General features: G+C 38.4%; 22 protein-coding genes, 1 pseudogene and 1 other annotated feature. Of the genes and pseudogenes, 18 read left to right on the top strand and 5 right to left on the bottom strand.

The annotated features are described in order from the left end of the window. The first annotated feature begins 93 nt into the window (after window positions 1–93). On the top strand, window positions 94–1,554 hold the full coding sequence (locus LFLEISCH_RS09075; RefSeq protein ID WP_007475678.1) for an NAD-dependent succinate-semialdehyde dehydrogenase: 1,461 nt from the start codon (window positions 94–96) through the stop codon (window positions 1,552–1,554). A gap of 65 nt (window positions 1,555–1,619) precedes the next feature. Here LFLEISCH_RS09075 and LFLEISCH_RS09070 read toward each other — a convergent pair whose 3' ends face one another. Both LFLEISCH_RS09070 and LFLEISCH_RS09065 read right to left on the bottom strand, forming a co-directional pair. Next, the gene (locus LFLEISCH_RS09070) at window positions 1,620–1,859 is read right to left on the bottom strand and encodes a hypothetical protein (RefSeq protein ID WP_007475675.1); all 240 of its coding nucleotides are present in this window, start codon (window positions 1,857–1,859) and stop codon (window positions 1,620–1,622) included. Window positions 1,860–2,087: 228 nt separating this feature from the next. Further along, window positions 2,088–3,437, bottom strand: a complete 1,350-nt coding sequence (locus LFLEISCH_RS09065; protein ID WP_007475674.1) for a helix-turn-helix domain-containing protein — start codon at window positions 3,435–3,437, stop codon at window positions 2,088–2,090. A gap of 358 nt (window positions 3,438–3,795) precedes the next feature. Here LFLEISCH_RS09065 and LFLEISCH_RS09060 point away from each other — a divergent pair, with 358 nt between their 5' ends. The 13 genes from LFLEISCH_RS09060 (at window position 3,796) to LFLEISCH_RS09000 (ending at window position 17,174) form a co-directional block, all read left to right on the top strand. Next, complete coding sequence (locus LFLEISCH_RS09060; RefSeq protein ID WP_007475673.1) at window positions 3,796–6,261, top strand: immunoglobulin-like domain-containing protein; 2,466 nt, start codon at window positions 3,796–3,798, stop codon at window positions 6,259–6,261. Window positions 6,262–6,340: 79 nt separating this feature from the next. After that, a complete protein-coding gene (locus LFLEISCH_RS09055; RefSeq protein WP_007475672.1) occupies window positions 6,341–6,832 on the top strand; it encodes a DUF4352 domain-containing protein in 492 nt (163 codons plus the stop codon). Between the two features lie 19 nt (window positions 6,833–6,851). Then, entirely contained in the window at window positions 6,852–8,132 is a 1,281-nt protein-coding gene (locus LFLEISCH_RS09050; RefSeq protein ID WP_007475671.1) for a nucleotide sugar dehydrogenase, read from the top strand. Window positions 8,133–8,155: 23 nt separating this feature from the next. After that, window positions 8,156–8,884, top strand: a complete 729-nt coding sequence (locus LFLEISCH_RS09045; RefSeq protein WP_007475670.1) for a YveK family protein — start codon at window positions 8,156–8,158, stop codon at window positions 8,882–8,884. Next, window positions 8,865–9,539, top strand: coding sequence for a CpsD/CapB family tyrosine-protein kinase (locus LFLEISCH_RS09040; RefSeq protein WP_007475669.1), 675 nt, complete (start codon window positions 8,865–8,867; stop codon window positions 9,537–9,539). Before LFLEISCH_RS09045 ends, LFLEISCH_RS09040 begins: the two co-directional genes overlap by 20 nt. A 14-nt stretch (window positions 9,540–9,553) precedes the next feature. Then, window positions 9,554–10,198 (top strand): sugar transferase, encoded by a 645-nt coding sequence (locus LFLEISCH_RS09035; RefSeq protein ID WP_077907972.1) that lies wholly within the window; start codon window positions 9,554–9,556, stop codon window positions 10,196–10,198. 10 nt (window positions 10,199–10,208) lie between these two features. Further along, entirely contained in the window at window positions 10,209–10,940 is a 732-nt protein-coding gene (locus tag LFLEISCH_RS09030) for a WecB/TagA/CpsF family glycosyltransferase (RefSeq protein ID WP_040504825.1), read from the top strand. A gap of 22 nt (window positions 10,941–10,962) precedes the next feature. Continuing rightward, window positions 10,963–12,087 carry an acyltransferase family protein gene (locus tag LFLEISCH_RS09025; RefSeq protein WP_007475664.1) on the top strand — a complete coding sequence of 375 codons (1,125 nt, stop codon included), beginning with the start codon at window positions 10,963–10,965 and terminating at the stop codon, window positions 12,085–12,087. Then, window positions 12,077–13,444 carry an O-antigen ligase family protein gene (locus LFLEISCH_RS09020; RefSeq protein ID WP_007475662.1) on the top strand — a complete coding sequence of 456 codons (1,368 nt, stop codon included), beginning with the start codon at window positions 12,077–12,079 and terminating at the stop codon, window positions 13,442–13,444. Before LFLEISCH_RS09025 ends, LFLEISCH_RS09020 begins: the two co-directional genes overlap by 11 nt. Next, a complete protein-coding gene (locus LFLEISCH_RS09015; RefSeq protein WP_007475660.1) occupies window positions 13,432–14,367 on the top strand; it encodes a DUF6625 family protein in 936 nt (311 codons plus the stop codon). Before LFLEISCH_RS09020 ends, LFLEISCH_RS09015 begins: the two co-directional genes overlap by 13 nt. 63 nt (window positions 14,368–14,430) lie before the next feature. Further along, window positions 14,431–15,855, top strand: a complete 1,425-nt coding sequence (locus tag LFLEISCH_RS09010) for a flippase (protein WP_007475658.1) — start codon at window positions 14,431–14,433, stop codon at window positions 15,853–15,855. A gap of 22 nt (window positions 15,856–15,877) precedes the next feature. Then, entirely contained in the window at window positions 15,878–16,933 is a 1,056-nt protein-coding gene (locus tag LFLEISCH_RS09005) for a glycosyltransferase family 4 protein (protein ID WP_007475657.1), read from the top strand. Further along, window positions 16,917–17,174 (top strand): helix-turn-helix domain-containing protein, encoded by a 258-nt coding sequence (locus LFLEISCH_RS09000; protein ID WP_007475655.1) that lies wholly within the window; start codon window positions 16,917–16,919, stop codon window positions 17,172–17,174. The genes LFLEISCH_RS09005 and LFLEISCH_RS09000 overlap by 17 nt, the downstream gene beginning before the upstream one ends. Before the next feature lie 26 nt (window positions 17,175–17,200). Here the strand turns inward: LFLEISCH_RS09000 and pabB are convergent, their stop codons facing one another. Continuing rightward, entirely contained in the window at window positions 17,201–18,925 is a 1,725-nt protein-coding gene (pabB, locus tag LFLEISCH_RS08995; RefSeq protein ID WP_007475653.1) for an aminodeoxychorismate synthase component I, read from the bottom strand. A 9-nt stretch (window positions 18,926–18,934) separates the two neighbouring features. Next, a pseudogene (locus tag LFLEISCH_RS08990) lies at window positions 18,935–19,478 on the bottom strand (anthranilate synthase component II). A gap of 118 nt (window positions 19,479–19,596) precedes the next feature. On the opposite strand from LFLEISCH_RS08990, the gene LFLEISCH_RS08985 reads away from it, so the two are divergent. The 4 genes from LFLEISCH_RS08985 (at window position 19,597) to LFLEISCH_RS08970 (ending at window position 24,219) form a co-directional block, all read left to right on the top strand. Continuing rightward, window positions 19,597–20,016, top strand: coding sequence for a pyridoxamine 5'-phosphate oxidase family protein (locus LFLEISCH_RS08985; RefSeq protein WP_007475651.1), 420 nt, complete (start codon window positions 19,597–19,599; stop codon window positions 20,014–20,016). Window positions 20,017–20,065: 49 nt separating this feature from the next. Then, window positions 20,066–20,287: a binding site (T-box leader), on the top strand. A 316-nt stretch (window positions 20,288–20,603) separates the two neighbouring features. Further along, a complete protein-coding gene (serS, locus tag LFLEISCH_RS08980; RefSeq protein ID WP_007475647.1) occupies window positions 20,604–21,887 on the top strand; it encodes a serine--tRNA ligase in 1,284 nt (427 codons plus the stop codon). 151 nt (window positions 21,888–22,038) lie between these two features. After that, window positions 22,039–23,427 (top strand): branched-chain amino acid transporter BcaP, encoded by a 1,389-nt coding sequence (locus LFLEISCH_RS08975; RefSeq protein WP_007475646.1) that lies wholly within the window; start codon window positions 22,039–22,041, stop codon window positions 23,425–23,427. 126 nt (window positions 23,428–23,553) lie between these two features. Then, complete coding sequence (locus tag LFLEISCH_RS08970) at window positions 23,554–24,219, top strand: MIP family channel protein (RefSeq protein WP_007475644.1); 666 nt, start codon at window positions 23,554–23,556, stop codon at window positions 24,217–24,219. A gap of 42 nt (window positions 24,220–24,261) precedes the next feature. Here the strand turns inward: LFLEISCH_RS08970 and LFLEISCH_RS08965 are convergent, their stop codons facing one another. Then, window positions 24,262–26,004, bottom strand: a complete 1,743-nt coding sequence (locus LFLEISCH_RS08965) for an ABC transporter ATP-binding protein (RefSeq protein ID WP_007475642.1) — start codon at window positions 26,002–26,004, stop codon at window positions 24,262–24,264. Window positions 26,005–26,533: the final 529 nt, after the last annotated feature.

The raw sequence follows: 26,533 nt of genomic DNA, 5'->3' as shown, positions 1-26,533 counted from the left end.
GGTCATTTTTTTAGGCTGATGGCGTTTTTTTGATGGTTAAATTTATCTATTTGTGGAAAACACTACTATACAGATTGAAAAGGAGTGTTTTCTTTGCAAAAAAATCAATTACCACATGTACAAACTAAATTATTTATTAATGGTGAATGGACGACAGGCAAAGAAGGATTGAAAGATGTTTTAAATCCTGCAACGGGAGAAGTTGTAGCGCAGGTCGCACAAGGCGGTGAGTTAGAAACAAAAGAAGCCATTCAAGCAGCTAAAAATGCTTTTCCAAAATGGCGTGCAAAAGAGCTTTCAGAGCGCGTTCAAATACTTCGGAAGATAAGCCAACTACTAGAAGAAAAGGCGGACGATTTAGCTAAAATCATGACGCTTGAACAAGGGAAACCGCTAAAAGAAGCAAAAGGCGAAGTGCTTTCTGGCGCGGCAACATTTCTTTTTGCGGCAGAAGAAGCAAGACGGCTGTATGGTGAAAGAATCCCTGCGCCAAATGGACATAGTTATATCGTAAAGAAGGAGCCGATTGGTGTTGTAGGAGCCATTACACCATGGAATTTCCCGTCCGGAATGGCGACTCGTAAAATGGCGCCAGCGCTTGCGGCAGGTAATACGCTCGTTTTAAAACCTTCCAGTGATACCCCACTTTCGGCTATTGCGGTATTTGAAATTTTTGAAGAAGCCGGCCTTCCAAAAGGTGTAGCGAACTTGGTTATGGGGGACTCAAAAATTATTGGCGGGACTTTAACGGCAAGTGACGATGTACGAAAACTAACTTTCACAGGTTCAACCGCAGTCGGGCAAAAATTATTCGAACAGTCAGGTGAAACACTCAAAAAGATTTCGCTCGAACTAGGCGGACACGCTCCATTTATTGTGTTTGAAGATGCGGACTTGGAGAGCGCTGCGGATTATTTGGTTGCTGCGAAGTTTCGCAACAATGGTCAAGTGTGCGTCTCGCCAAACCGAATTTTCGTCCAAAAAAGCATTAAAGAAGCGTTCACAAAACTGGTGGTCGAGAAGGTTCGTGCTTTGAAAGTGGGGAACGGATTGGAGGATGTTGACGCTGGGCCGCTGATTCGCGCGGATGCGATTGATAAAATTCTTGAGCAGCTGGAGGATGCTAAAAAGAAAGGGGCAAAAATTCTTCTTGGTGGAAAACGGCTTACGGGTGCGGCGTACGACAATGGATTTTTCTTTATGCCAACCGTTTTAGATGACGTGACGCAAAAAATGACGATTTTTTATGAGGAAACGTTTGGACCGGTTATTCCGCTTATTACGTTTGAAACGGACGACGAAGCGATTCGAATGGCAAATGATTGTGAATTCGGCTTAGCTTCTTATTTCTTCACGAAAAGTGTGGCGCGTGTTGAGGAAGTGAGTGATCAACTTGAATACGGCATGGTGGGTGTGAATGAAATCGCGATTTCAAATCCAGAAACCCCATTTGGCGGTGTGAAACATTCCGGTTTTGGTCGCGAAAATGGTCATTACGGTCTAGAAGAATATATTCAAGTGAAATTCGTCAATTTAAATTATGGACAAGCCTAAAAAAGCAACCTTCTCGTGGAAAGTTGCTTAAATAAAGAGCACCTGCAAATTTGCAGGTGCTTTTTTTATGCTTCTGCTTTAAATACGCGATATTTTTGTTCGTTTCGCTCTAATGCTTCGCGCAAAAAAACAACTTCTGTGACATTCGTATTTGGAAATATTTCCAACCAACGCTCTAACACGGCCGATTCATCCAGCATATCTTTTTCTACGATAGTTCTTTTGAGTATCTTTTTTGGTTGGGCTTTACTAGTGAAGGTGATGGTATAGATAAAACGTTCATCCCAAGGGTTTATAAAGTCCATTTTCAAGCTCCTTTTCTTAATCTTCCAAGTTCATTATAAGCCTATCTTTTTATTATTATGACCAAAAAAGAATTTTTTTGAATACACTTTATGAATATTTGCCTTTACTGATTTCATTTAATTGATGTTCGATTAATTTAAAGTCACGTGGAACTAAAACACGATGCACCGATACGACGTTCGAATGCGGATTATTTCGGTAAGCGCTAAGCGGTAAGTTCGTCAAAATTAAATCAGGATTTTTTCAGAATCAAACGGAATAAAGGAGACATTATATCGGTCGATAAAAGTCGCTTCAATTTGTTGCTTTGTCGCCTCACTTGCTGAATAAGATTGGTCCGTTTCAAGCAATAAATTTAACTTTTGCTCAAAAATATTAAGCGGCGCCAGAGAATTTAAAAGTAAGGCATAATGCGCAGTTAAATAATCTCTTTCCAGAAAAATATCAGATTGCGTTTCATTCCAAAGCTCCTTCACCAAGCGATTCATCCGCTTTTTTAATTCAGGCAAATTATTTTGTTTATAAGGCATAAAGGCATTTCCGAATAAATCAGTGGAAAAATGCTTAAACAGCTTCGCAAATAAATGCTGCGAGAACGCCTGAATTGTAAACAATGTCCGCTGCTCACCTGGAATCGGATAAATATCAGACTCAAACTTTTCAACAAATTTTTCATTAATTTTAAAAAGCTCCGTTTGATTTTCCCGATTAAAACGAAAATTTTCATATAAAAGTGGTGTAGTTTGCAAATTATTATTTTGAATAATTGTTAAAAAATATAAAAAGGCCGTTTCACCACGAAATGACCCAAGTGTAGAGGCCGTTTCAGTCGTAATACGTTGAAACTGCTCAAACGTAGGATTATTTTCAGTGAGTTCAAGCCAAGAATCTTCCATTTGAATAAAATTATTGCACCGTCGTCTTAAAATACCAATGGCGAAAAAGAAAACCATTTGGCGCTCCTCAATTGCCGTCACAGTCAAATTGGCTTTTGTAGAAACTTCTTTAACGACATATTGCAACCGAGTTTCATCAATACTTTTAAATGGCCAAACTTTCCCAGCAAACAGTTGCCAAAAAACCATATTTAAAAATAAACGGACTTGCGTTTCTTTTCCTATTATAGCAGCATTGCTTCTCGCTAAAGTTAGACCGTACGGAGCAATAGCGTCACGCACTTTCTTAATATAACGGCGCACGGTTGTTTCGCTTAAGAAATTTTCAAAAGCAAATTTTTGAGCAGAAATAAAGGTTTCAGTAATAATACTGTAGAGTAATTTGTACGTGACGGTATTTTCAACAAGAAAAATTAAAAATAAGCCAATGTCAACATGATCATCCAAAATTTCGAGATACACTCCGCGCCCCCTGGACGTGTGCAACTCCATTTCTGTGCTTTTAAAACTGGTTAAATTATCTTTCAAACTTGTTACGGCTTTTAAAATTAACGCGGGTGTTTTATTTAGAGAAGTAGCTAGTTCCTCTGTTGAAAACCAACGATCTTCGTGTCGCAATTTTCGAAGTATCTCCCACTCAAGTGCGATGCTTGCATCAATTAAATCCAAATTTAATCGCATATGACTTCCCCCAAATTTTTTTCTTCATTAAGTTACTTCATTAAAACATACTGAAAATTATCAGAAAGACAAAAATGAGGATTTTATATTATGATTTTTGTTTTTTTAAGCATGCGAACTTGTGGTAATAGGAAAACGTTTTCCATGAAATCGCGTCATAGCAATACTTTATACGAGCAAAAATTTCATTTTTATATTTGATTTTTTGATTTTTTTAGAGTGCATTTGAGAAGTATACTAGGTTCTGTTGAGTCGACGAGGCGATGAATGCGAAACGAAATTTAAAGTCACCACGCGGAACAATTCATCGAAAAAAGAGCGGCTTTGCAAAAAAATTCAATTATAAAGGAGACGAACCATGTCAAAAAAAGGTAATAAGTTTTTAACAGCAGCAGCAACACTTGTTCTTGTGGGTAACGTGTTAGCTTCCCCACTTTCTGTATTTGCAGCAGAAGCAACAGAAAAAACTGTTTCTGAAGAAGCAGTAGAACAAAAAGTAGAAAGCACACAAGAAGTAACAGAAGCAAAAGAAAGCACTACAGCAGGAACTCAAACAACTCCACAAGTAGAAGGTGAAGATGGTTTTGAAACACCTGATCCTCGAATTAGTCTTTCATTACTTTCGAAAGGTAAATTGACAATCAAAGGTGACACTGAGCTTGTTAATGATGGTATTCAATATGATGACAAAGGTGATGCAACAGGTGTTTTAAGATTAGAATACGCTAAAACTGCAGTAGTAAGTGCGAACTTAATTTCTAAAACTTATACAGCCATTCAGCTTCCAGAAGAAATGCGCGAATTAGCAAATACAAAAGAATTTGTCAATAACATTAAAGCAACTACACAATACCGTAACTTCGGTGTTAATGGTAACTTGCATGAAGTAGATGCTGATGGAATCAGCTATGATTCAAATAAAAACCGTATCGTTATTGAAAATCCATCTTGGACAGGTTCTTTACTAAATGTTGTTCCAACAATTTACAACAACATTGAGATTGATCTTGGGAAGACAATTAATGAAACACATAAACACATTGCTGATTCAACAGACAGCAAGTATCACTTCAAAGGAAGAAATAGTTCTTCTCTAGGAAACTTAGATTTCACAATCGGTATTTCTGGTAGTGATAAAAATATTGCACGTCAGGTTTTAGACCGTGGATATAACAACCAAGATCCAACTATCACATTTGCTCAAGATAAAGTTAAAGAAATCAAGATTGGTTCAACTTGGAATGATACAGAAGCATTAAAAGGTGTGAGTGCTTGGGATCCAGAAGATGGAAACATTACAAGTAACCTAAAAGTTAAATCAAATGGTGTTAATATCAACAAAACAGGAACATTCACAGTAGTTTACTCTGTTAAAGATAAAACTGGACGTTATGTCGAAGAAAGTTTTGATATTAAAGTTGTAGATGGTTCTACTTCAAACGAAAATGGCCAGATCACTTCAGCAAACTACACGATTGGTGATAAAGATATCACTGGTACTTTCACAGGTGAAATTGCTCGTGGGCAACTTTACATTAATGGTGAAAAAGTAGGTTCTATGGGTGGTTCTTATGAAAATGGAAAAATCACTCACTATGCATTTGGTGCGATTAACGAATCTAATAAAGATAATGTTTATCTTGCAGCATTAGATTCTAACAATAAAGAAATTGATAGAAAGAAAGTCAATGTAACTTCTAAACCTGCTGAATCACAAGGTACTATCAAAATCGATGCAGATAAATATGAATTAGGTAATGCAAACCTTACAGGTACATTTACTGGTGATGTTAAATCAGCTGATTTATATGTAAATGGTGTTTATCAATATAGTGGTGGATCATTTGACAGCAATCCATTTAGCTTCTACTTGAAATCTGGATTAAACCTAAAAGCTGACGATGTTGTTGAATTACGTGCATATGACGCTCCTTACGGCACATCTCCACGTAAAGAAGTAGACAGAGATTCTTTCACAATTGCTAAAGCAGCAACACAAGGAACTATCACACCTGCAAAATATACAGTTGGTGACGCGTATATTACAGGAACTTACACTGGCGATGTGAAACAAGCAGATCTTAAAATTAATGGGTCATATATTACTAGTGGTGGTGAATTTGAAGATGGCAAATTTAGTTTCTACGTTGGAAACAAAGTTAAAGCTGGCCAAGATGTTAAACTAGCAGCTTTTGATGACATAAACCCAGCTCCACGTAAACAACTAGATGAAAAACCAGTTCAAGTTGCTACTGTAGCAACACAAGGTACAGTTAAGCTTAACCCATATACTGAAGGTGATACACATATTACTGGAACATACACTGGAGACGTAGAGCAATTCCATTTAGTAGTAGATGACGTTGATAAAACTTACGGTGGAGAAAAAAATGAATCTAACCACACATTCTCATATTATGTTGGTGGTTCAACTATTAAAGCTGGTTCTAAAGTAACAATTCAGGCATATGATTCTACAGTATTTGCTAACATGAACTATCTAGATGAAGATACAGTTGTTGCAAAATCTGCAGTAGATACAAATGGTGAATTTACTTCTGTAGAGTTTGATGGTAAAAACCACATTGTAGGTACCTATACAGGCACTGCAATGAAAGTAGCTTATATCACTGTTAACGGTGAATGGTTACCAGGTGCAACTGGTCCAACTTGGGGTGGAGATTTTGAATCTAAACCAGGAGAATTCGACTATTATGTACCAAGCAACACATTACAAAAAGGTGATGTAGTAAGAATCTACGCATACACGCAAGGTGAAGTAGGTCACCACTTTGTAAACTCTAAAGAATTTACAGTAAGATAATTAGTTTTCTGAGTTCATTAAGATATCCTAGCGATATCTTAATGAACTTCCTATTTATAAAATTTAAAGGAGAAGAATAATGAAAAAATTAATGGTAATATTTTCTGCTATGTTATTAATCGCATTAGGCGCATGTTCCACGTCAAACGACGCAGATACAAAAAAAGAATCTTCTAAAACGAATGAAAATAAAACGGTAGCCGTAACAAAACAAGATAATACGATTGCTACTACAAATGGGTTAGAAATTACATTAGATAGTAGCAAAGTTACAAATGCAACGGATAAAAATGGTACACCAAACAAAAAAGTCTACAGTTTTGAAGTAACTGGTACTAATATTTCTAACAGTGAAGTTGGAATGGGTTCCATTGAATTCGCACTTAAAACAAGTGATGGCAAAAAAGTTGACCCTGATTATGCATACGATTCTTTCGGTGACACAATCGAAAATGGTAAATCATTAAAAGGAAAACTTTACTTTACAGTTGATAGCAATGTAACAGCTTCAGAATTGCAATATATTCCTGGCGAAAAAGTACTTGCAAGTTGGGATGTAAAAGAAAAATAAATGAGATGAGGGTGTCAGAATGAAAATTGTAACAATTGGATTAGGATACATCGGTTTGCCAACCGCGATTATGTTTGCCAATCACGAACAAGATGTGATTGGTGTGGATATTAAAGAAGATGTGATTGAAACATTAAATAAAGGTCATGTTCATTTAGAGGAGCCGGGTCTTGAAGCGGAACTTCAAAAAGCGATTGAAGCGGGCCGGTTTAAGGCACAAACTCAAGTGGAAGCGGCGGATGCGTTTATTATTGCAGTACCTACGCCAAATAAAGATGATGATTATAAAAGTTGTGATTTAACCTATGTCATTGATGGTGTTAAATCGGTACTGCCGTTTTTAGAAAAAGGCAATACGGTGATTGTGGAGTCTACGATTGCGCCGAGGACGACGGAAGACGTAGTCAAGCCACTTATCGAAGAAGCCGGTTTTACTATCGGAAAAGATATTTTCTTAGTGCATTGCCCAGAGCGGGTTTTACCAGGGAAGATTTTACATGAGTTGAAATATAATAACCGGATTATAGGTGGGGTTACGGATCTTTGTACAGAAGCTGGAAAGAAAATCTATAGCATTTTTGTTGAAGGCGAACTCATTGCATCATCTGCCTCCGCTGCGGAACTTTCTAAGTTAATGGAAAATACGTACCGTGATGTGAATATTGCGCTTGCCAATGAACTTGTAAAAATTGGTGATGATTTAAACATTGACGCGCTTGAAGTAATCGAAATGGCAAACAAACATCCACGCGTAAACATTCATTCACCGGGGCCAGGAGTGGGCGGACATTGTCTAGCCGTTGACCCGTACTTCATCGTGGCCAGCACACCGGAGACGACACCGCTCATTCAAACGGCGCGTGCGATTAACACATCGATGCCAGACTTTGTTTTTGATAAAACCAAAGAACTAATGGCACACATTCATGGGAAAAAAATCACCGTTTTAGGTGTCACTTATAAAGGAAATGTGGACGACATTCGTGAAAGTCCCGCACTCGAAATTGCACACAAGCTGATTGAGGACGGAGCTTATCAGATTAGCATCTTTGACCCACATGTGGATAGAGATTGGATTGAAAAAGATTTTAAAGAAGCAACACGTGATAGCGACTTATTATTAGTTTTATCAGATCACAATGAATTTAAAAAAATAGTAGAAGAAGACTTGTCAGAAATGAAACAGTTGTATGTGTTTGATACAAAGAATGTTTTCCCAAGCGAACTGAAACTGGATAAATATACATCTCTTGGTAATATCGCGTGGTTAAATGAGGCACAGAAAGTCTCTTCACTTTAATAAAGAATAGAGTAGGAGAATATATGGAGGACATTATCGATTTAAAAGGAATCTATACGACGATTGTAAAAAATAAATGGTACCTGATTATTGCCTTTGCGGTATCTGTGTTTGTGATGAGTATTTATTTATGGTTCATCGCCACCCCCATTTATCAAAGTAAAACACAAGTGCTTGTCAATCAAACTGTGAATAGCCAAAACATTCAAGCGCAAGAGGTGCAAGCGAATTTGCAACTGGTCGATACCTATAGTGCGATTGTGACAAGCCCGCGTATTATTACAGAGGTTAAAAAAGAATTAAACAATAAATATAGTGACGCAGAATTAATGGAAGCCATCCAAGTGAGCAACAATTCGAACTCACAAATCTTAGAAATCGCAGTCGAATATCCGGACCCACGCGTAACAACGGAAATTGCGAATAAAACTGCAGAAGTATTTACAAAAGAAATACCGAAAATTATGAAAGTGGATAATGTAACGATACTTTCTAATGCGAAATATGTGAATGGGCAAGGGCCAATTAAACCGCATAAAAGTTTGATGCTCGCATTATCGGCCTTTATCGGAATCTTTATCGGTTTTCTAATTGTATTTATCCAAATGATTTTTGATAGAACGATTAAGAATGTGGATGATTTACAAAATAAATTTGGCTTAACTTTACTAGGAACAGTTAATGAATTTAGTCAAGATGAGAGTATACCTATGGAAGGAGAGGAGAACCAAGATGAAAAAAACAAGCCGTAAACAATTAATTGCCTATAAAAATCCAACTTCTCCGGTTAGTGAGCAATTTAAAACAATTCGTACGAGTATTGATTTTTCAGCCATTGATTCAGCTTTTCAGACGATTTTAGTCACATCTCCAGAGGTAGGAAGCGGAAAATCGACAATTGCGGCGAACCTGGCGATTGTATACGCCCAACAAGGCAAAAAGACATTACTGATTGATGGGGATTTAAGAAAACCAACTGTGCATAAAACTTTTTCAAAAAATATGTTTTGTGGGTTATCTAGTGTTTTAACGGATCAAATTGATTTACATGAAGCTTGTCAAAATACAGAGGTTCCTAATCTCTCTATCTTAACAAGTGGAGCGATTCCTCCAAATCCTAATGAGATGCTCAGTTCTAATAAAATGACTCTCATTTTGGAAGAATTGAAGCAGGAATACGATTTGATTATCATTGATACGCCACCTGTTACTATCGTGTCAGATGCGCTAGTAATTGCTCAAGAAGTAGATGGTGTAATTTTAGCAGTTCGCTACGGGGTAACACTGAAGGACCGAATTAAACAAGCAGTAGAACAAATTGGAATGACACGAACGCCTATTATTGGCACAGTGTTAAATGGAGTTTCAGAGAAAAAGAGTAATTATTACTACTATGCTTACAAATAAGAAAGGAATAGATTATGGCAAATAGAGAAGCAGTCATAGAAATTAATCAGAGCAAATGGTACGCCGCTACGAAACGCGTATGTGGATCATTACTATCCATATTAGGATTAATCATCTTGTCTCCGCTACTTTTGATTGTATGTATCGCAATAAAACTAGAAGATCCGAAAGGTCCGATTCTTTTTAAACAAGTAAGGGTTGGAAAAGAGGAACGTCAATTTGAAATTTACAAGTTTCGAACGATGCGGGCGGATGCAGAAGAGATGCTAGAAGAGCTTCTAAAGTATAACGAAATTGAAGGCGCGATGTTTAAAATGAAAGACGATCCGCGTATCACTAAAATCGGAAAATTTTTACGTAAAACAAGTATTGATGAATTACCACAACTTTGGAATGTGGTGAAGGGTGATATGGCGCTTGTTGGGCCAAGACCGCCTTTACCACGTGAAGTGGCAGAATATAGTGTACATGATAAAAAACGTTTAACGGTTACGCCTGGTTGCACGGGGCTGTGGCAAGTGAGTGGACGAAATGATCTTGATTTTCACCAAATGGTCGAACTCGATTTGCAATATATTAAGGAAGCTTCACTAGTATTTGATTTTAAAATTATGGTGAAAACAGTGGGTGTGATGTTGGCGCCTAAAAATGCATATTAAGGTGGAAAAAATGGAACGAATTAAAATGTTAGGAAGCTACGTCGATGGGCTGACAATGGCAGAGACTTTAATTGAAATTGAAAAGATAATTCAGAATAAAATACCAACGCAACATGTAGTTATCAATGCTAGCAAAATCAATTTAATGGCCAAAGATGAGGAACTTCGGGATATTATCAACGCTTGTCCGCTGATTAATGCGGATGGCCAATCGATTGTGATGGCAGGAAGAATTTTAGGTCATGACATTCCAGAGCGAGTGGCAGGAATTGATTTATTTACGAATTTAGTAGCGTTATGCTCGAAGGAAGGCTATAAACCTTATTATTTCGGCGCCACTCAAGAAGTGGTGGAAGAAGTTGTAGCACGTCATAAACAGCAGTATCCGGAATTAGATGTGGCGGGGTATCGAAATGGTTATTTTGAAGAGTCTGAGTCAGAACAAATTGCGCTAGATATTCGAGAAAGTGGCGCGGATATTTTATTTGTTGCTTTTTCCAGCCCGAAAAAAGAATTTTGGATTGACCGTTATTTACAAGTTATGAATGTTCCCTTTGCCATGGGGGTTGGCGGTAGTTTTGATGTCATCGCAGGAAAAACGAAGCGTGCGCCGAAATGGATGCAAAAGAGTGGCTTAGAGTGGTTTTACCGCCTTATACAAGAGCCGCGCCGGATGTTTGGACGGTATATCAAAGGGAACACCTCGTTTTTAATTAAAGTAATCAAAGAGAGACGAGGATGAATAAAGAAAGAGGTTAATGACCATGAATATAAAAAGAATTTACTTCCTTGATTCCTTAAGAGGGATAGCAGCGTTAACGGTTGTAGCTACCCATCTTGCAGGAAGTTTTGCAGGAGAAAGTTTTACAAAAGATATTTTACAGTCTTTTGGAAGAAGTGCAGTTGTTCTGTTTTTTATACTCAGTGGCATAGTCCTAAGTATGAGCTTACAAAAAAACAATCGAATGTCTTTGAAAGTGTATATCTCTTATATTGTTAAACGATTTTTTCGAATTTATTTACCATTTTTCATTCTCATTATTCTTTCTTACGGGTTATTTACAGCTTTAGAACCCCAATATATTAACGGACTATCAGATTGGTTCAACACGGTAGGAACGAATATCTCCATGACGACATTAGTAGACAATATCGTGATGACAGGGAGTGATGTGGAGAAGCTAGATCCTGTAGTCTGGTCTCTTATAGTCGAAATGCGTGTATCGATCATTTTTCCAATTCTATTCTTTGCTTTAAGAAAAGCGAGTTGGCAAACACTTCTCCTATCAGCAGGTACAGCTTTTGTTTTAGGAACAGGGGTTTTATTCTTTATCGGCCAGAAATTCTTAATCGGTCAAACGATTTTCCATACTGCCTTCTTCATATTGGGAATTGGACTCTTCTTACACCAATCCAAATTAAAAGACTTTATTGGGAAAACCAAATTGGAAGTTCTAGTCATCTCTCTTATTCTCTACCTACATGTTATGTTTCTTAATCTGATGGGACTAGGAAATATACAAGTGATTTCAGATATGCTTGAGGGATTTGGAGCGGTAGGAATTTTACTTGTTTGTTACCATTCCATTCGCTTGCAAAGTGAACTAAATAAACCGCTATATCGTGCTTTAGGAAGATATTCATTTAGTATTTATCTCGTTCACTGTCTAGTATTTATTCCACTCATACACATTTTGTACCCATACCATCTTACTTTCATAACAATGGAAGGGTTGAGTATACCACTAATCGGTATTTTTGCAGTAATTGTATATTGGCTAGTTGAAAAACCATCGCAGACATTAGGAAGGTTAGTAGGCAATAACATCGAAGCACATATGACTATATCAGGAGATTTAATGAAAGGAAGAGAAAAATTTGAGCAGTAAATTAACAAATGTATATATATTTATTATTTTATTCTCGATGTTTCCAATCATCGATTTCTTAAATGGTCTATTCATAAGCAGCGGAATTTCGCTACCTATAGGCATGCTTTATCGGATGTTTTGCTTCTTCTATTTAGTAGTTGGCATTTTGTATGCGGGCTTTGAAAAGAATCTTTATACACTCGTGACGGTATTTTTTATCTTTACCATTTTGCTTATTTTATTTCTACAAGCGGTGGTTCTACAAAATTCGGTGGCCGTGATGTCAAAAGATATAGAAGTATTCATTAAATTTTTCTTATGGGTCATGATTGCGTATTTCATCTATCAACGAAGAAAAGATTTCTTAAAAATTAATTATGATTCAATTTTTATCGCGATTAGTGCCTTCTTTACACTAGGGCTACTCATTCCTTATGTACTCGGACTTGGGAATCAAACGTATGAAAATAGTGATGCAGGTTATAAAGGATTCTTTTTTGCAACCAATGATACGACTATCGCGCTTATGATTTCTGCCACTTTCACAGGTTGGTCGTTTATGAAAGCTTTAGTGGCGAAGAAAAAGCTAAAAGCAACTAGTCTTGCTGCTCTTTATCTTGGGACTTTAATTTGCCTCATCATTTTAGGCACAAAGACCGGGATTTTATACGGTGTTTTATTAACGGTCGGAATATTAATTAACTTTTTAGTTTCCCAAAAGACCGTCAAGTTGTCCTCGCGTCTAATTACGTTTGCGGTAGCCGTTGTGGCTCTTATCATCTTAGTGGTCGTTGGAAAGGATTTTATCGTATCTGCCGTTTCTGGAACGTATGACCGAATTACTTATTTTTATCGCTTATATAACGGTGACTTAGTGCGGCTACTTACCAGCTCGCGAAGTGATTTCTTACAGGCTGGTTTTCAAGAATTTGTGAGTAAGGAAAACTCCTTTATGATTCCGATTATCGGTTTTGGCTTTGAATATCGGACCATTCACTTTGGACGGATGGGACTCATTGAAATGGATTTCTTTGATGGACTTTTTGCACTCGGATTTCTTGGAGTTTTCGTGACAACAGCTATCATTGTGTATTTCCTTGTGTTGTCGCTTCGAAAAGGAAATCGGAACATTTATAGTCTCGCCTATTTCGTTTTCTTATTTTATAGCTTTTCAGCCGGTCATGTGATGTTTTCGGCGCTCTCATCCACCTTACTAGGCTTAGTATGCGGGGGGCTTATTTTAAGCCGAGAAAAATGGCTCAATAAGCACCATGTTCAGCAGGAAAAAACAACGAAAGAGACTGTACAAACATTCAAAACCCATCATTTTGAAGCAAAAAGGAAAAGAGAGGTTGTTTATTCATGCAAAAAATAGTGGTCATTGTACCGTATTTTGGTCCACTGCCCGATAATTTTAATGTCTTTTTAAAATCATGTAGTAAAAATGAAAATATAGATTTTCTTATTATCACAGATAATGATATTCAAGTGCGGCATTTGAATATCGAAATTAGGCACATGGAGTTTGCCGAATTTAAAGCTAAGATTCAACAAGCGTTTGATTTTCCCATTACATTAAAATCTCCGTATAAATTATGTGATTATAAACCAACCTACGGAAAAGTATTACACGATTGGATTCAAGAGTATGATTTTTGGGGTTATTGTGATGTGGATATGATTTTTGGTCGGATTGACCATTTTGTCACTGATCAAATTTTACAAGATTATGATCAAATTTATCATCATGGACATTTCACTTTATATCGAAATAATGACATCAATAATAACCGCTTTATGGCGGATCAGGGGTTGGATTATCAGAAAGTATTTACATCTAATCGCATTTACTTTTTCGATGAACAAATCATGCCTCAAAAATTTGATTTACTACAAGCACCAAGGTATGCGGGCAAAGATTTTATTGATATTAACCCGTGGCGCTTTCGCTTAATGGATGTATTTGAAGAAAATAGTCAGCTTTTGAAACCTCAAACTACTTTGTTTGAATGGGATAACGGTCGATTATTTAAATGGATGTTCGATAAAAAGACAGGTAAGTTCATCAAGACCGAACACCTGTATATTCATTTTCAAAAAAGAGAGATGCTGGATTATACCAATGATAACAATCACATTTTAATTACAACAAAAGGTTTATTGCCGCGGCAAGGTGACCTTGGGAAACGCTTATTTTTAGAACTAGATAACAATCGTTTTTTCCGTGATATAAAGAAACAATGGGAGAAACAACGCTTTATTTTCAATCGTAGAATTAAAAGGTATCTCTTCAAATAATGGATAAAAAAAGAAGAGGCAGAGGAAAGCTTTTCCAATTTGGTGTCGGGAGTAAAAGAGAACATGAAAATTTTAAAAAACTACACATATAACATGATTTATCAGATGCTACTGATGTTAATTCCGTTAGTGACGGTACCGTATATTTCACGGACATTAGGGGCAACAGGGATTGGAATTTATTCTTATACGTATTCCATTGTACAGTACTTTATTTTACTTGGAAACTTAGGTATTTCAATGTACGGCGTGCGTTCCATTGCCTACGTGCGAGAATCGGATTTGAAACGGTCGAAAGTATTTTTTGAACTGATGATCATCAAACTGGTCATGTTTATCATTTCGGTGTTGCTATACGGTTTATTTATCTTTTTATACAAAGAGTATACATTTGTTTTTATCTTACAAGGTATTTTTATTGTGGCTTCTGCCGTCGATATTTCATGGTTTTTCATTGGATTAGAAGACTTTAAAAAAACCATTTCACGGAATATTATCGTGAAATTAGTTGCACTCATTAGTGTATTTATCTTCATCAAGACACCAGATGATATTGCCTTATATGTGCTTATAAACGCGGTTTCGACTCTTTTGGGAAATTTGACGTTATGGACATATTTGAGAAAAAGAATCCAAGCGGTCAAATGGAAAAATCTACAATTTAAAACGCATGTAAAGCCCGTCTTCTTCTTATTTCTTCCGCAACTACTGACACAAATTTTTGCCAATATGAATAAGCTGTTTTTAGGAAATTTCTCCACATTAGCACAAACCGGTTATTTTGAAAATGCGGATAAAGTCATTAGGATGTTATCGGCTTTTGTGACAGCCATTGGAAATGTCATTTTTCCTAGAGTCTCAAATGCTTTTCATAAAGGGGAAACGGAAAATGCCAATAAATACACGGTTTTATCTTTCCAAATTGTGAATATGATTGCCATTCCTTTACTTTTAGGCATGATTTTAATTTCTAAAAATTTCTCTGTTCTTTTCTTTGGGGAAAACTTTGCGGGCATTGAATACGTATTGTCTGCGCTTGCAGTAGGCCTGCTTTTTATGGGCTGGGGATCGATTATTGGGCAACAATATCTGATTGCGACGAATCAGGCGATGAAGCCAGTCATAACCCTTGTGATGGGAATTATTGTTTCTGTGATTTTATCCCTCATTTTAATTCCTCACTACGGGGCGTTAGGTGCTGCGATTTCCTCTGTAGCAGGGGAAGCGATTATCGCGATTACGCAAATTATTATGGTCAGAAAAAGTTTACAGATGCCTTTGTTTCAAGAAACATTTAAATATATTTTGGCGGCTGTCATGATGTTTATAGCAGGCTGGGCGATGGGGATGATAGTGGATAGACCTATTTACTCGATGTGTCTTCAAATCGCAACGGGCATCATCGTATACCTCATTTTAATGGTGATTATGAAACCAGCACCTGTTCGTGTTTTGACACGCGAAATTAAAAATAAATTTCAAAAATAAAGAAGAAAAGGAGGTTAAACAATTGAATATTTTAATGGTCGGACCAAATGCCGCTTCAAAAGGTGGCATCGCGACGGTTATCGGGAATTTTAAAGAACAGTATACCGGTCAACACGTTTTCTATTTAGATACGTGGGAAGAAGAACATAAATATCAAGCCGGATTAAAAGCCTTTTGGACGATTCGAAAAAAAGTGAAGCAACATCAAATTGACATCGTTCACTTTCATGTAGCACAAAAAGGAAGTTTTTTTCGAAAAGCTTTACTCGCAAAATGGGTTCGAAAAAAAAGCCGTGTCGTTTTTCATATGCACGCCTCCCAGTTTGACACATTTTATGAAAGTGCCTCTCCGCGCTTAAAACGGTGGATTCGAAACACCTTAGACCAATTAGATGGTCTCGTCGTCCTGAGCGACGAATGGCGGGCTTACTACGAAACAATTACGAAAACGAACATCACGGTGATTGAAAATGCGGTTCCGGTGCCAAAAGCGCCTAGTTATCACACAAACGCCAAACAAATTGTAACCTTTGGTCGAATAGGCCAGCGAAAAGGCTCGTATGACATTTTAAAGGTTGCCGAACAACTCGGCGAAACTTTTCCCCAAATCGAATTTGTGTTCTACGGTGACGGCGAAATTGCTCAGGTAGAAGCAGAAATAAAGCAAAAACAACTCCGCAATGTGCGCCTGGGAGGCTGGGTGACCGACGACATGAAAGCAGACGTCATGCGTGACACGTTACTACATTTATTGCCGTCCTATCAAGAAGGGCTTCCGATGGCGATTTTAGAAACGATGGCAGAAGGAATTCCTAATTTAGCTTCGAATGTCGGCGGGATTCCGCAAGTTTTACAGGATGAACAAAACGGCTATATGATTCAGCCTGCGGATGTTTCGGCAATGGTCACAAAACTAACGGTCTTTTTAACGAATGAACAAAAACGAGAAGAACTCTCCGAAGCAGCTTTTCAAACGATTCAAACGAATTTTTCAATCGACACGTATTTTACTAAATGGAACGAATTTTATACGTCCCTACTAAAACAAGAAGAGGTGGATTATGAATACACAAACTGAACAAGAAAAATTAACGAAAGAACAACAACTTGACTTATTAGATCAATATTTTGTTTCAACAGGCGAAGCACTAGAAATTTTACAGATTTCTAAACAAAGTTTTTATTCTCTTGTCAATCGCAAAAAATTTAATCGGATTAAAAAAGGCGGAGCAGTCTTGTTTTTCCGAGAAGAAATTGTGGAAAGACAAATGGATCAAGCTAGTTTACGAAGAAAATATCGCCCATTTGACTATGAATGAAAAATAGCGGATAAGAGTACGAGGCATTAACTCTTATCCGCTATTTTTATGTTTACAAAACCACGGACACTATTGATTAAAAAAATACGTGTCGCCGCGTTTAAATCTTGGGGAGTCAAAATACTTTCTGTGACATCATGAGATTTCAAGAGCTCACGCCGAAATACACCAGGCAGCAAACCGCATTCAAGCTTCGGAGTGACAAAACGCCCGTCGAGTTCTAAAATGAGGTTTCCCGAAATGAATTCTGTTAGTTCCCCTTTTTCATTAAAAAGTAAGGTTTCCTGAACGCCTGATTCCCGGAGCGACTCGTACATTTCCCGCCGCGTCGTTTTGTGCGCCAAAAAAGGATTTTTCGGAAGCGGCATGGTCGCTAATTTGGCAGTCCAAGTGGGCGTATCTTGGCTGATTTCCGTTGTGCTTAAAATGAACGTACCATCTGGTTTTAGTTCAGCGCGAAATTTAAAAGTCCCGGTGGAGTAATTTTTTGCGGCTTCTAGCCAAATGAAACGAGCGTCTGTGCGCTTAAAGGGCAGGCCTAAAATGTGCGCGCTTTTTTCCATACGATCTAAATGGGCCTCTAGGCGAATTAGTTTCCCATCCGCAAGCCGCAAGCTTTCAATCAGTCCAACTGGCGGAAAGGTTTCAGCCAAAACGGCGGATTTGGCGTCTATTTCCGCAAACTCATCTTCCGCGTTTGAATCCCAAACAATACCGCCCCCAACGCCATAGCGTGCGTTTTGTCTAGCCTTATCAATTTCAATAGTCCGAATAGGCACATTCCAAATCATATCACCATTTGGCCGCGCAAAGCCCATTGTCCCGCAATATACACCTCGTGCTGACGTTTCAAGTTCCGCAATAAGCGCCATCGTACTTCGTTTTGGGGCACCTGTAATGGAGCCGCACGGGAACAGCGCTTGAAATAAGTCGAAAAGAGAACAATTAGGGCGCGCTTTTGCCATAATCGTGGACGTCATTTGCCACACAGTTGGATAGGGTTCAAGTTCACAGAGCTTAGGCACCGTAACCGTTCCAGGAGAAGCAATTTGACCAAGGTCATTCCGAAGTAAGTCAACAATCATCACGTTTTCCGCACGGTTTTTCACATCGTTTGCTAAAAAATCGCGGCACCTAGCATCTTCCTCTGCCGTTTCTCCCCGCCGAATCGTGCCTTTCATCGGTCGAGTCGTTATCACCCCTTTTTCCACTTTGAAAAAAAGCTCAGGTGAGGCGGAGAGAATTTGATGGGTGTGGGTCGAAAGCATCGCTGTGTAACGAGCCGCGCTTTGTTTCCGCAAGTGCTCGTACGCCGAACAAAGATCGAAATCTTCTTGCACAGGGCTATTTAAACGCATAGTGAAGTTCGTCTGGTAGGTGTTTCCGGCTGCAATTTCCGCGCGAATACGCGAAATGCACGTTGAATATTCATGGAAAGTCATATTTTTCGAAAACGGAAAAGCCGGTGGTTCCGTGCGTGCGGCCTCAAAATGTTCAACCGGCGCATCAAATACCCCAAACCAAACAAGCGGCAAATTGGATTCAGGCGAAAAGGTTGTAAGATGCGAATTAAACGCAGGCGCCGCCTCATAACTCACAAAACCCGCAATATAATACCCGTCTTCCTGCCATTTCGTTGCCCGCCGAAAAACGTCCGCCACTTCCGAAAGCTCCTCTGCGATTAAAACGTCCTTAGGCGCACTAAAACAAAGCGTCTGCCCCTCAAAATCAAAGCGCAACTGATTTTCCATAAGTCACCTCTAAAAAATTTTTAAAATCGCATGGCCATGTTCAGATAAAATGCCCTCCGGATGAAACTGCACACTATAAATCGGAAGGCTCATATGTTCCATCGCCATTAAAACGCCGTCTTTTGTAACTGCCGTTTCTACTAAAGGCGGTACGACACTGGTTACGGCGAGCGAATGATAACGCACAACATCAAACGTTTGATTCAAACCGTGGAACAAAAGCGACTTTTGGCATATTATTGTACTCGTTTTTCCGTGAACAATTTCAGGTGCAGGAACAACACGCGCACCAAAAAATGTGGCGAGCATTTGATGCCCCAAGCAAATACCTAAAATGGGTTTTTTATCAAAAAAAATGCTTTAAAAAATGAAGGGTTTCTGGGTAATCGGTAGGTTTTCCGGGCCCAGGTGAAAGTACAATAGCATCATAATCAAAATGGGCTAACTCCGATAAATTTTCGGAAAAGACAACTTCAACATCTGCATGAAGCTCTAAAAAGTACTGATATAGGTTATATGTAAATGAATCATGGTGATCAATGAGTAACAGCATCAAACTTCCCCCTTTATATGCTAATTCTTTTATAGCAAATCTAAACCAGATATACAAGTAAGTTTGAAGAGGCCGTTGTGGTGGAAAGAAATAAAAAAACGGTTTGGAGGGATAAAAAATGCGAAACGAACTTGAAGAACGAATTTTAAATGTGCTGGACGCTCATAAAATTGGTGTCATGGCATCAGTTAAAAATAAATTCCCACATGCGCGCTATATGACTTTTTTTCATAAAGGCTTAACGCTTTATACCGCAACGCTAGACACACTTCCAAAAATCGATGAAATAGCCCGAAACCCACACGTCTGTATTTTAATCGGCTACGAAGGAGAACAAGTAAAGTCCGCCTTCATCGAATTTAACGGCCGTGTTGTCATCGAAGAAAATGAAGCGATTATCGAAGAAATTTGGGAAAAACTAGATTCTGAATGGCTTGATAAAACACAGGCAGGCTTTAAGGTTTTAAAAATTATCCCCGAAGAAATTCGCATTTTCGACCTCCCAGCCGAGGAACCAGACGTTTTAGATTTAATTTAAGGGCTTGAAAAAACCTCCCAAATGGTATAGAATACAACTAAATTCATAAAAGAAAACGTTGACAAGAAATAGTAGCTCATTTTTAGTTTTAAAGAGAGCAGATGGTAGGTGGAAATCTGTAACAAAAATGTGCGAATCCCTCTTGGAGTGAATGGTGGAACACATAACGTCAGTAAATCATTCCGGTGCGAACCGTTAAATCCAAATGAAGCTGGAGATTTTTAAAATCTCAATTAGGGTGGCAACGCGGATATCAACCTCCGTCCCTTCTCTTATACTTTTGTATGAGAAGGGACGGGGGTATTTTATTGGCGCTCTTAGGGCGAAGCCCTTAGAGCGCCAATATAAGACCGAGCAAAGCGAGGTGTTAATCCAAGCTTTAAAGGTCAAAATGCTTGAAAAGTGAATCAGGCGAAACGCAGAGAAAGGCCCACCAAAACGTAGGGCGAAGCCCTTAGAGCGCCAATATAAGACCGAGCAAAGCGAGGTGTTAATCCAAGCTTTAAAGGTCTAAAGTTCTAAGATGCTGAACACCTAACCCCCACTCATACAAACATATAAACCCCAAATCTAAAGGAGGCTAAAACATGTTAGACGTAAAATTACTAAGAAATAATTTTGAAGAAGTAAAAGCAAAACTCGCTCACCGTGGCGAAGATTTAGGAGACTTTGAAAAATTTGGTGAGCTAGATGCAAGAAGACGCACACTTATTTTAGAAACCGAGGCACTTAAATCAGAACGTAATGCGGTTTCTGAAGAAATTGCAGTTTTAAAACGCAACAAGGAAAATGCGGATGCGAAAATTGAAGAAATGCGCGTTGTAGGGGATAAAATTAAAACGCTTGATATCGAACTAAAGGACATCGACGAAAAATTAAATGCGATTTTGATGGCTATCCCAAATATTCCGCATGAATCTACTCCAATCGGTGAGACAGAAGATGATAATGTCGAAATTCGCAAATGGGGCGAACTTCCAAACTTTGACTTTGAACCAAAGGCACACTGGGATTTAGGAACAAGCCTAGATATTTTAGATTTTGAAGGCGCCGGCAAGGTAACTGGGAGCCGCTTTGTGTTTTATAAAAAGCTCGGGGCACGCTTAGAACGAGCGCTTTTAAACTTTATGATGGACCTTCACTCTGAGGAACACGGCTACGAGGAAATGCTCCCACCTTACATGGTGAACCGTACGAGCATGACGGGCACTGGCCAGCTTCCGAAGTTTGAGGAAGATGCTTTTCTGGTTGAAAAAGAGGATTATTTCTTGATTCCAACCGCTGAAGTTCCAGTGACAAATTACCACCGAGATGACATTCTAAAAGCAGAAGAGTTACCGCGCAAATACACGGCGTTTAGTGCGTGTTTCCGCTCAGAAGCAGGTTCTGCGGGACGCGATACACGCGGCTTAATTCGCCAACACCAGTTCAACAAAGTCGAATTGGTTCAGTTCGTAAAACCCGAAGATTCCTACGAGGCGCTTGAAAAATTGACAAACAATGCAGAAGAAGTGTTAAAACGCTTAGAACTTCCGTATCGTGTGCTTAGCATGTGTACCGCCGATTTAGGCTTCACAGCAGCCAAAAAATACGATTTAGAAGTATGGATTCCAAGCTACAATGCGTACCGTGAAATTTCTTCTTGCAGTAATTTTGAAGCCTTCCAAGCTCGCCGTGCCAACATTCGTTTCCGCCGGGAGCTAAACGGGAAGCCTGAATTTGTGCATACATTAAATGGATCTGGTCTTGCTATCGGCCGAACAGTTGCAGCCATTTTAGAAAACTATCAAGAAGAAGACGGATCAATTCGCATCCCTAAAGCACTACAAGGTTATATGGGCGGTATCGAAAAAATTGAAGCGCCTAAATAATTATTTAAAAGCAGCCATCAATTTGGCTGCTTTTTTTATAAACTTATTTTTTGCTGTTCAAAAATAAATAATAGAAAGTATAGGATTAAAAGCAGAAATATGTTATTATAATAGTCAAATAATTTACAAAATATGTTAGGGGATGATAAAAATGTCTAAAAACGGGTTTTTTAAACGAAAGACATTTGCTCAAGATACACAAAATTCAGTACACTTAAATAAAACACTTGGTCCTTTTGATTTAACGATGCTAGGTGTTGGGGCCGTCGTTGGTGGCGGTATTTTTATTTTACCGGGAGAAATTGCCTCAGAAATTGCTGGACCAGGTATTATGATTTCATTTATAATTGCAGGACTCGCGTGTTGTTTAGCGGCGCTTTGTTACTCTGAATTTGCATCTAAGTTACCAGTTGCGGGAAGTGCTTATACATATAGCTACCACGTTTTTGGTGAAGGAATTGCTTGGATTTTAGGTTGGTCACTTTTACTTGAATACGGGTTAGCGGTAGCGGCCATTGCAAGTGGTTGGTCGTCTTATGTAAAGAGTTTGCTTGCAGGATTTCACATCGAGATTCCAACCGCAATTTCAAGCTCGTATAACAAAGCAAACGGCACTTATTTCGACTTACTTGCCTTCTTAATTGTTATAATTATCGGAATTCTCTTAAGTGTTGGTATTCGAGAGTCAACGCGCATAAATAATGTTATGGTTATTATTAAAATTGCTGTGGTTGTTCTATTTATTGTTGTGGGAGCTTTCTATGTGAAACCGGATAACTGGACACCGTTTTTACCATTTGGATTTAATGGAGTCATAACAGGAGCCTCCATGGTATTCTTTGCTTATATTGGTTTTGATGCTGTTTCAACGGCCTCGGAAGAAGTGAGGAATCCACAGCGCAATATGCCAATTGGAATTATTTCCTCTTTAGCCGTATGTACATTGCTTTATATTTTATTATCTGCCGTTTTAACGGGTGTAATCTCTTATGACAAACTTGTTGGCGTTAGTGCACCAGTTGCCTTCGCACTTCAAGCTATCAATTTAAACTGGCTTGCGGGATTCCTCTCATTAGGTGCTATTGTTGGAATGACAACGGTTATTCTAGTTATGTCATACGGCGGAACGCGATTAATCTTTGCGATGGGACGAGATGGCTTACTGCCTAAAACCTTTGCCAAAGTTAATCGAAAAAATACACCTGTTAAAAACACACTCATTTTTGCTTTTTTAATGGGAGTTGTAGCGGGACTTGTGCCGTTAAAAGATCTAGCCGCATTAATTAATATCGGAACATTATTCGCATTTTCAATGGTGTCGATAGGTATTTTCTTTCTTCGTAGAAATAAAGATTTGCCAACCTCAGGATTTAAAACGCCGCTTTACCCTATTGTACCGGGGCTGTCATTTGTCTTATGCGTGTATTTAATGCTAAACCTCCCTAAACTAACATGGATTTCCTTTTCCATCTGGTTTGTTATTGGACTTTTCGTCTACTTTTTATATGGAAGAAAGCATTCGGAATTAAGGAAACTGTAAAAAATCCCCTTTTTGGGGATTTTTGTTTATAATTTTAACGAAATATACACAACTTATCTATATCATTATTGTGGAATTTATGGTAATTTATTACATGTTGATTAATTTTAGAAAGGGGGTAAAAAAATGAGAAAAGCAATTGCTGAATTTATTGGAACTTTTGTATTAGTTTTATTTGGAACAGGTACTGCCGTTTTAGGCGGCGGCATCGAAGGCATTGGAACCCCTGGGATTGCCCTTGCATTTGGACTTTCTATCGTTGCGATGGCTTATAGTATTGGTACAATTTCCGGTTGTCACATTAATCCGGCTGTATCGATTGCCATGTTCATTAATAAACGCTTATCCGTTAAAGAATTAGTGATTTACATAGTAGCTCAAATTTTAGGCGCGATTGTTGCGACACTAACACTGCATACTTTCCTTATTTCTTCAGATTTAGCTACAACAAACTTAGGGCAAAATGGTTTTGGAAACTTAACCGCTTCTGGCGCGTTTTTAGTGGAAGCCATTTTAACGTTTGTTTTTGTACTCGTTATCTTAATTGTAACAGGGAAAAAAGGCAATGCGCCATTTGCTGGTTTAGTTATCGGCTTAACGCTCGTTTTAATCCATTTACTTGGAATTCCTTTGACAGGAACTTCTGTTAACCCAGCAAGAAGTATCGCACCGGCCATTTTTGTTGGCGGCGAGGCACTTACGCAGTTATGGTTATTTATCGTAGCACCAATTGTTGGCGGGATTTTGGCGGCTATTGTTAGTAAATTTGCATTTAATAGTGAAGAAAACTAATTTTTAAAAGAAGCGAGGCAGAAACGTGCCTCGCTTCTTTTTTTATTGCAATTGTTGTTCGGCGAAAGAGGCATAAAGCGGGTGACTTTCGACCAGTTCTTTATGCGCTCCGCGCCCAGTTATTCGCCCGTTTTCAATAAAAAGTATTTGGTTCGCTGAAACGATGGTGGAGAGCCTATGGGCAATAACAAAAGTTGTCCGCCCCGACATTAAATTCATAAGGGCTTGCTGGACGATCTGCTCGGACTGGCTGTCTAGACTCGCGGTAGCTTCGTCGAGCATTAAGACCTTAGGATTTCGGAGGAAAGCACGTGCAATCGCAATTCGTTGTCGCTGCCCGCCAGAAAGTTTAATGCCGCGTTCACCCACTTCAGTTTGCAGTTTTTCTGGCAATTTTTGAATAAATTCATCGGCGTAAGCGAGCTTCGTGACGCGCCACAATTCGTCATCGTCTACCTCGCATTTTAATCCATAAGTAAGGTTATCCCGTATTGTCCCGGAGAGCATGGCGCTTTCTTGTGAGACGTAGCCAATTTGTGAGCGCCAAGATTCTGTCTGAATATCCGTAAGTGGTGTTTCGCCAACATAAATGGCTCCGTTTTGCGGCTCGTAAAATCGTTCTAAAAGGGCGAATAAAGTTGATTTTCCGCCGCCACTCGGCCCTGCAAATGCGACCACCTCGCCTGGATTTGCAGTGAAATTTATTTTGTCTAAAATGGTGTCACCATCTGCATAAGCAAACGAAACATCTCGAACTTGAATTTTTTTACCCGAAATATCTTTTTCAATGCCGTTTTGTAGGTTTTCACTGTCTTGTTCTAAAATCTCGGAAATTCGCTCGGTGGCGCCTTTTGATTTTTGGAGCTGCGTAAAGAAAGTGACAAATGATGTAACGGGTACGATAATCTGAAATAGATAAAGCAGGAAAGCAATAAGCGTTCCGGTTGAAAGTGTGCCAGATGTTACGCGAATTCCGCCGTATCCGATAATTACGACGATGACGCCCATAACAACAAAGAAAATAAGCGGTGCAAGAACAGCGACAATTTTTGCTTCACGAATACCAAATCCAAATAAGCGATTTACGCCCTCTTTACCGCGTTTTTCTTCTAAATTTTCAGCGTTTGAGGCTTTAACAAGGCGTGACTCGGAAAGCGTTTGACTAATCATACCTGTGAAGTCGGCGGTCTCCTTTTGAAGTCCTTTTGAGATTTTAAACATTTTCTGTCCTAAAGGTGCGACAACTAGCGCAGTTAGCGGCACGGAGATTAAAATGACAAGTGTCATTTTCCAGTCCATGAAAAGTAAAATTGTAACGGCTCCTATAACAGAAATAATCCCTGTTACAAATTGTGGTAAGTGGTCAGCGATTAATTCTTTTAAAAGAATGGTATCGTTAATCATGCGACTGACCGTTTCCCCTGTTTTAGTATTGTCATAATAAGGAACTGGTAAATGAATGATTTTTTTCCATAATCGGATTCGAATCGTGGCAACCATTTTTTGCCCCATATAGTTAAGTAAAAATACGGAAAATCCATTGGCGACTGCTTGAATAATAAACGCAGCTACGATGATGATTACTAAACTCGCATTTATTTTAGAAAAAGAAAAACCATCAATTAAATCTTTTGTAAAAAGGGGGACAACAAGTCCTGCTAGTGTGGTTAAAATGCTTGTTAGTAAGGCTATTACAATAATCCAATTAGCTGGCTTAACTGATCCAAGTAGTGCAAAAAACTTTTTCCATGTGTAAGTCGTCTGTGTATTGATTTTTTTTGTCATAAAGAATCCTCCATTCTTTTCAATTATAGGGCGTCGTAGGATAAATTTCGTCCTTCTTAAGTGGTAATTTTTTACATAAAAAATTACTTGCAAATTGTCACAAATAATTCATTATTATAAGTTTTTCATAAATATAATAGATAAAGTTACAAAAATCCCGAGGTGGAATGTAATTTTGTTAACAGAAATAAAGTGTTACTTTTAAAAGAATAGTTATTTCTGAAATTTATACTGTGATATAATACACATAATAAAAGCGTTTACAAGGAGGATTTATGATAACTACCAAAGATTATGCGACTAACTTAGAATTAAAGAATCTATTGGAAATCTGCTACGAACATCCTAAGTACAATGAAAAATGCACAGGTACTATCTACGAAAAAAGGGGATGTTCTAGAGACACATCAATCTGATGGAAATAAGGTTTACTTTATTTTGTTTTTTGGTAAGGAAGATATTTTTTGGCATCTTTATTAAGAAACAACACAGGAATGTGAGCAAGAAAACATCTAAACCTAGCAATTAT

This window comes from Listeria fleischmannii subsp. fleischmannii LU2006-1 (assembly GCF_000344175.1).
Classification (GTDB): Bacteria; Bacillota; Bacilli; order Lactobacillales; family Listeriaceae; genus Listeria; species Listeria fleischmannii.
Note: the sequence above shows the minus strand (reverse complement) of the source record. Positions and strands in the feature narration are given on the sequence as shown.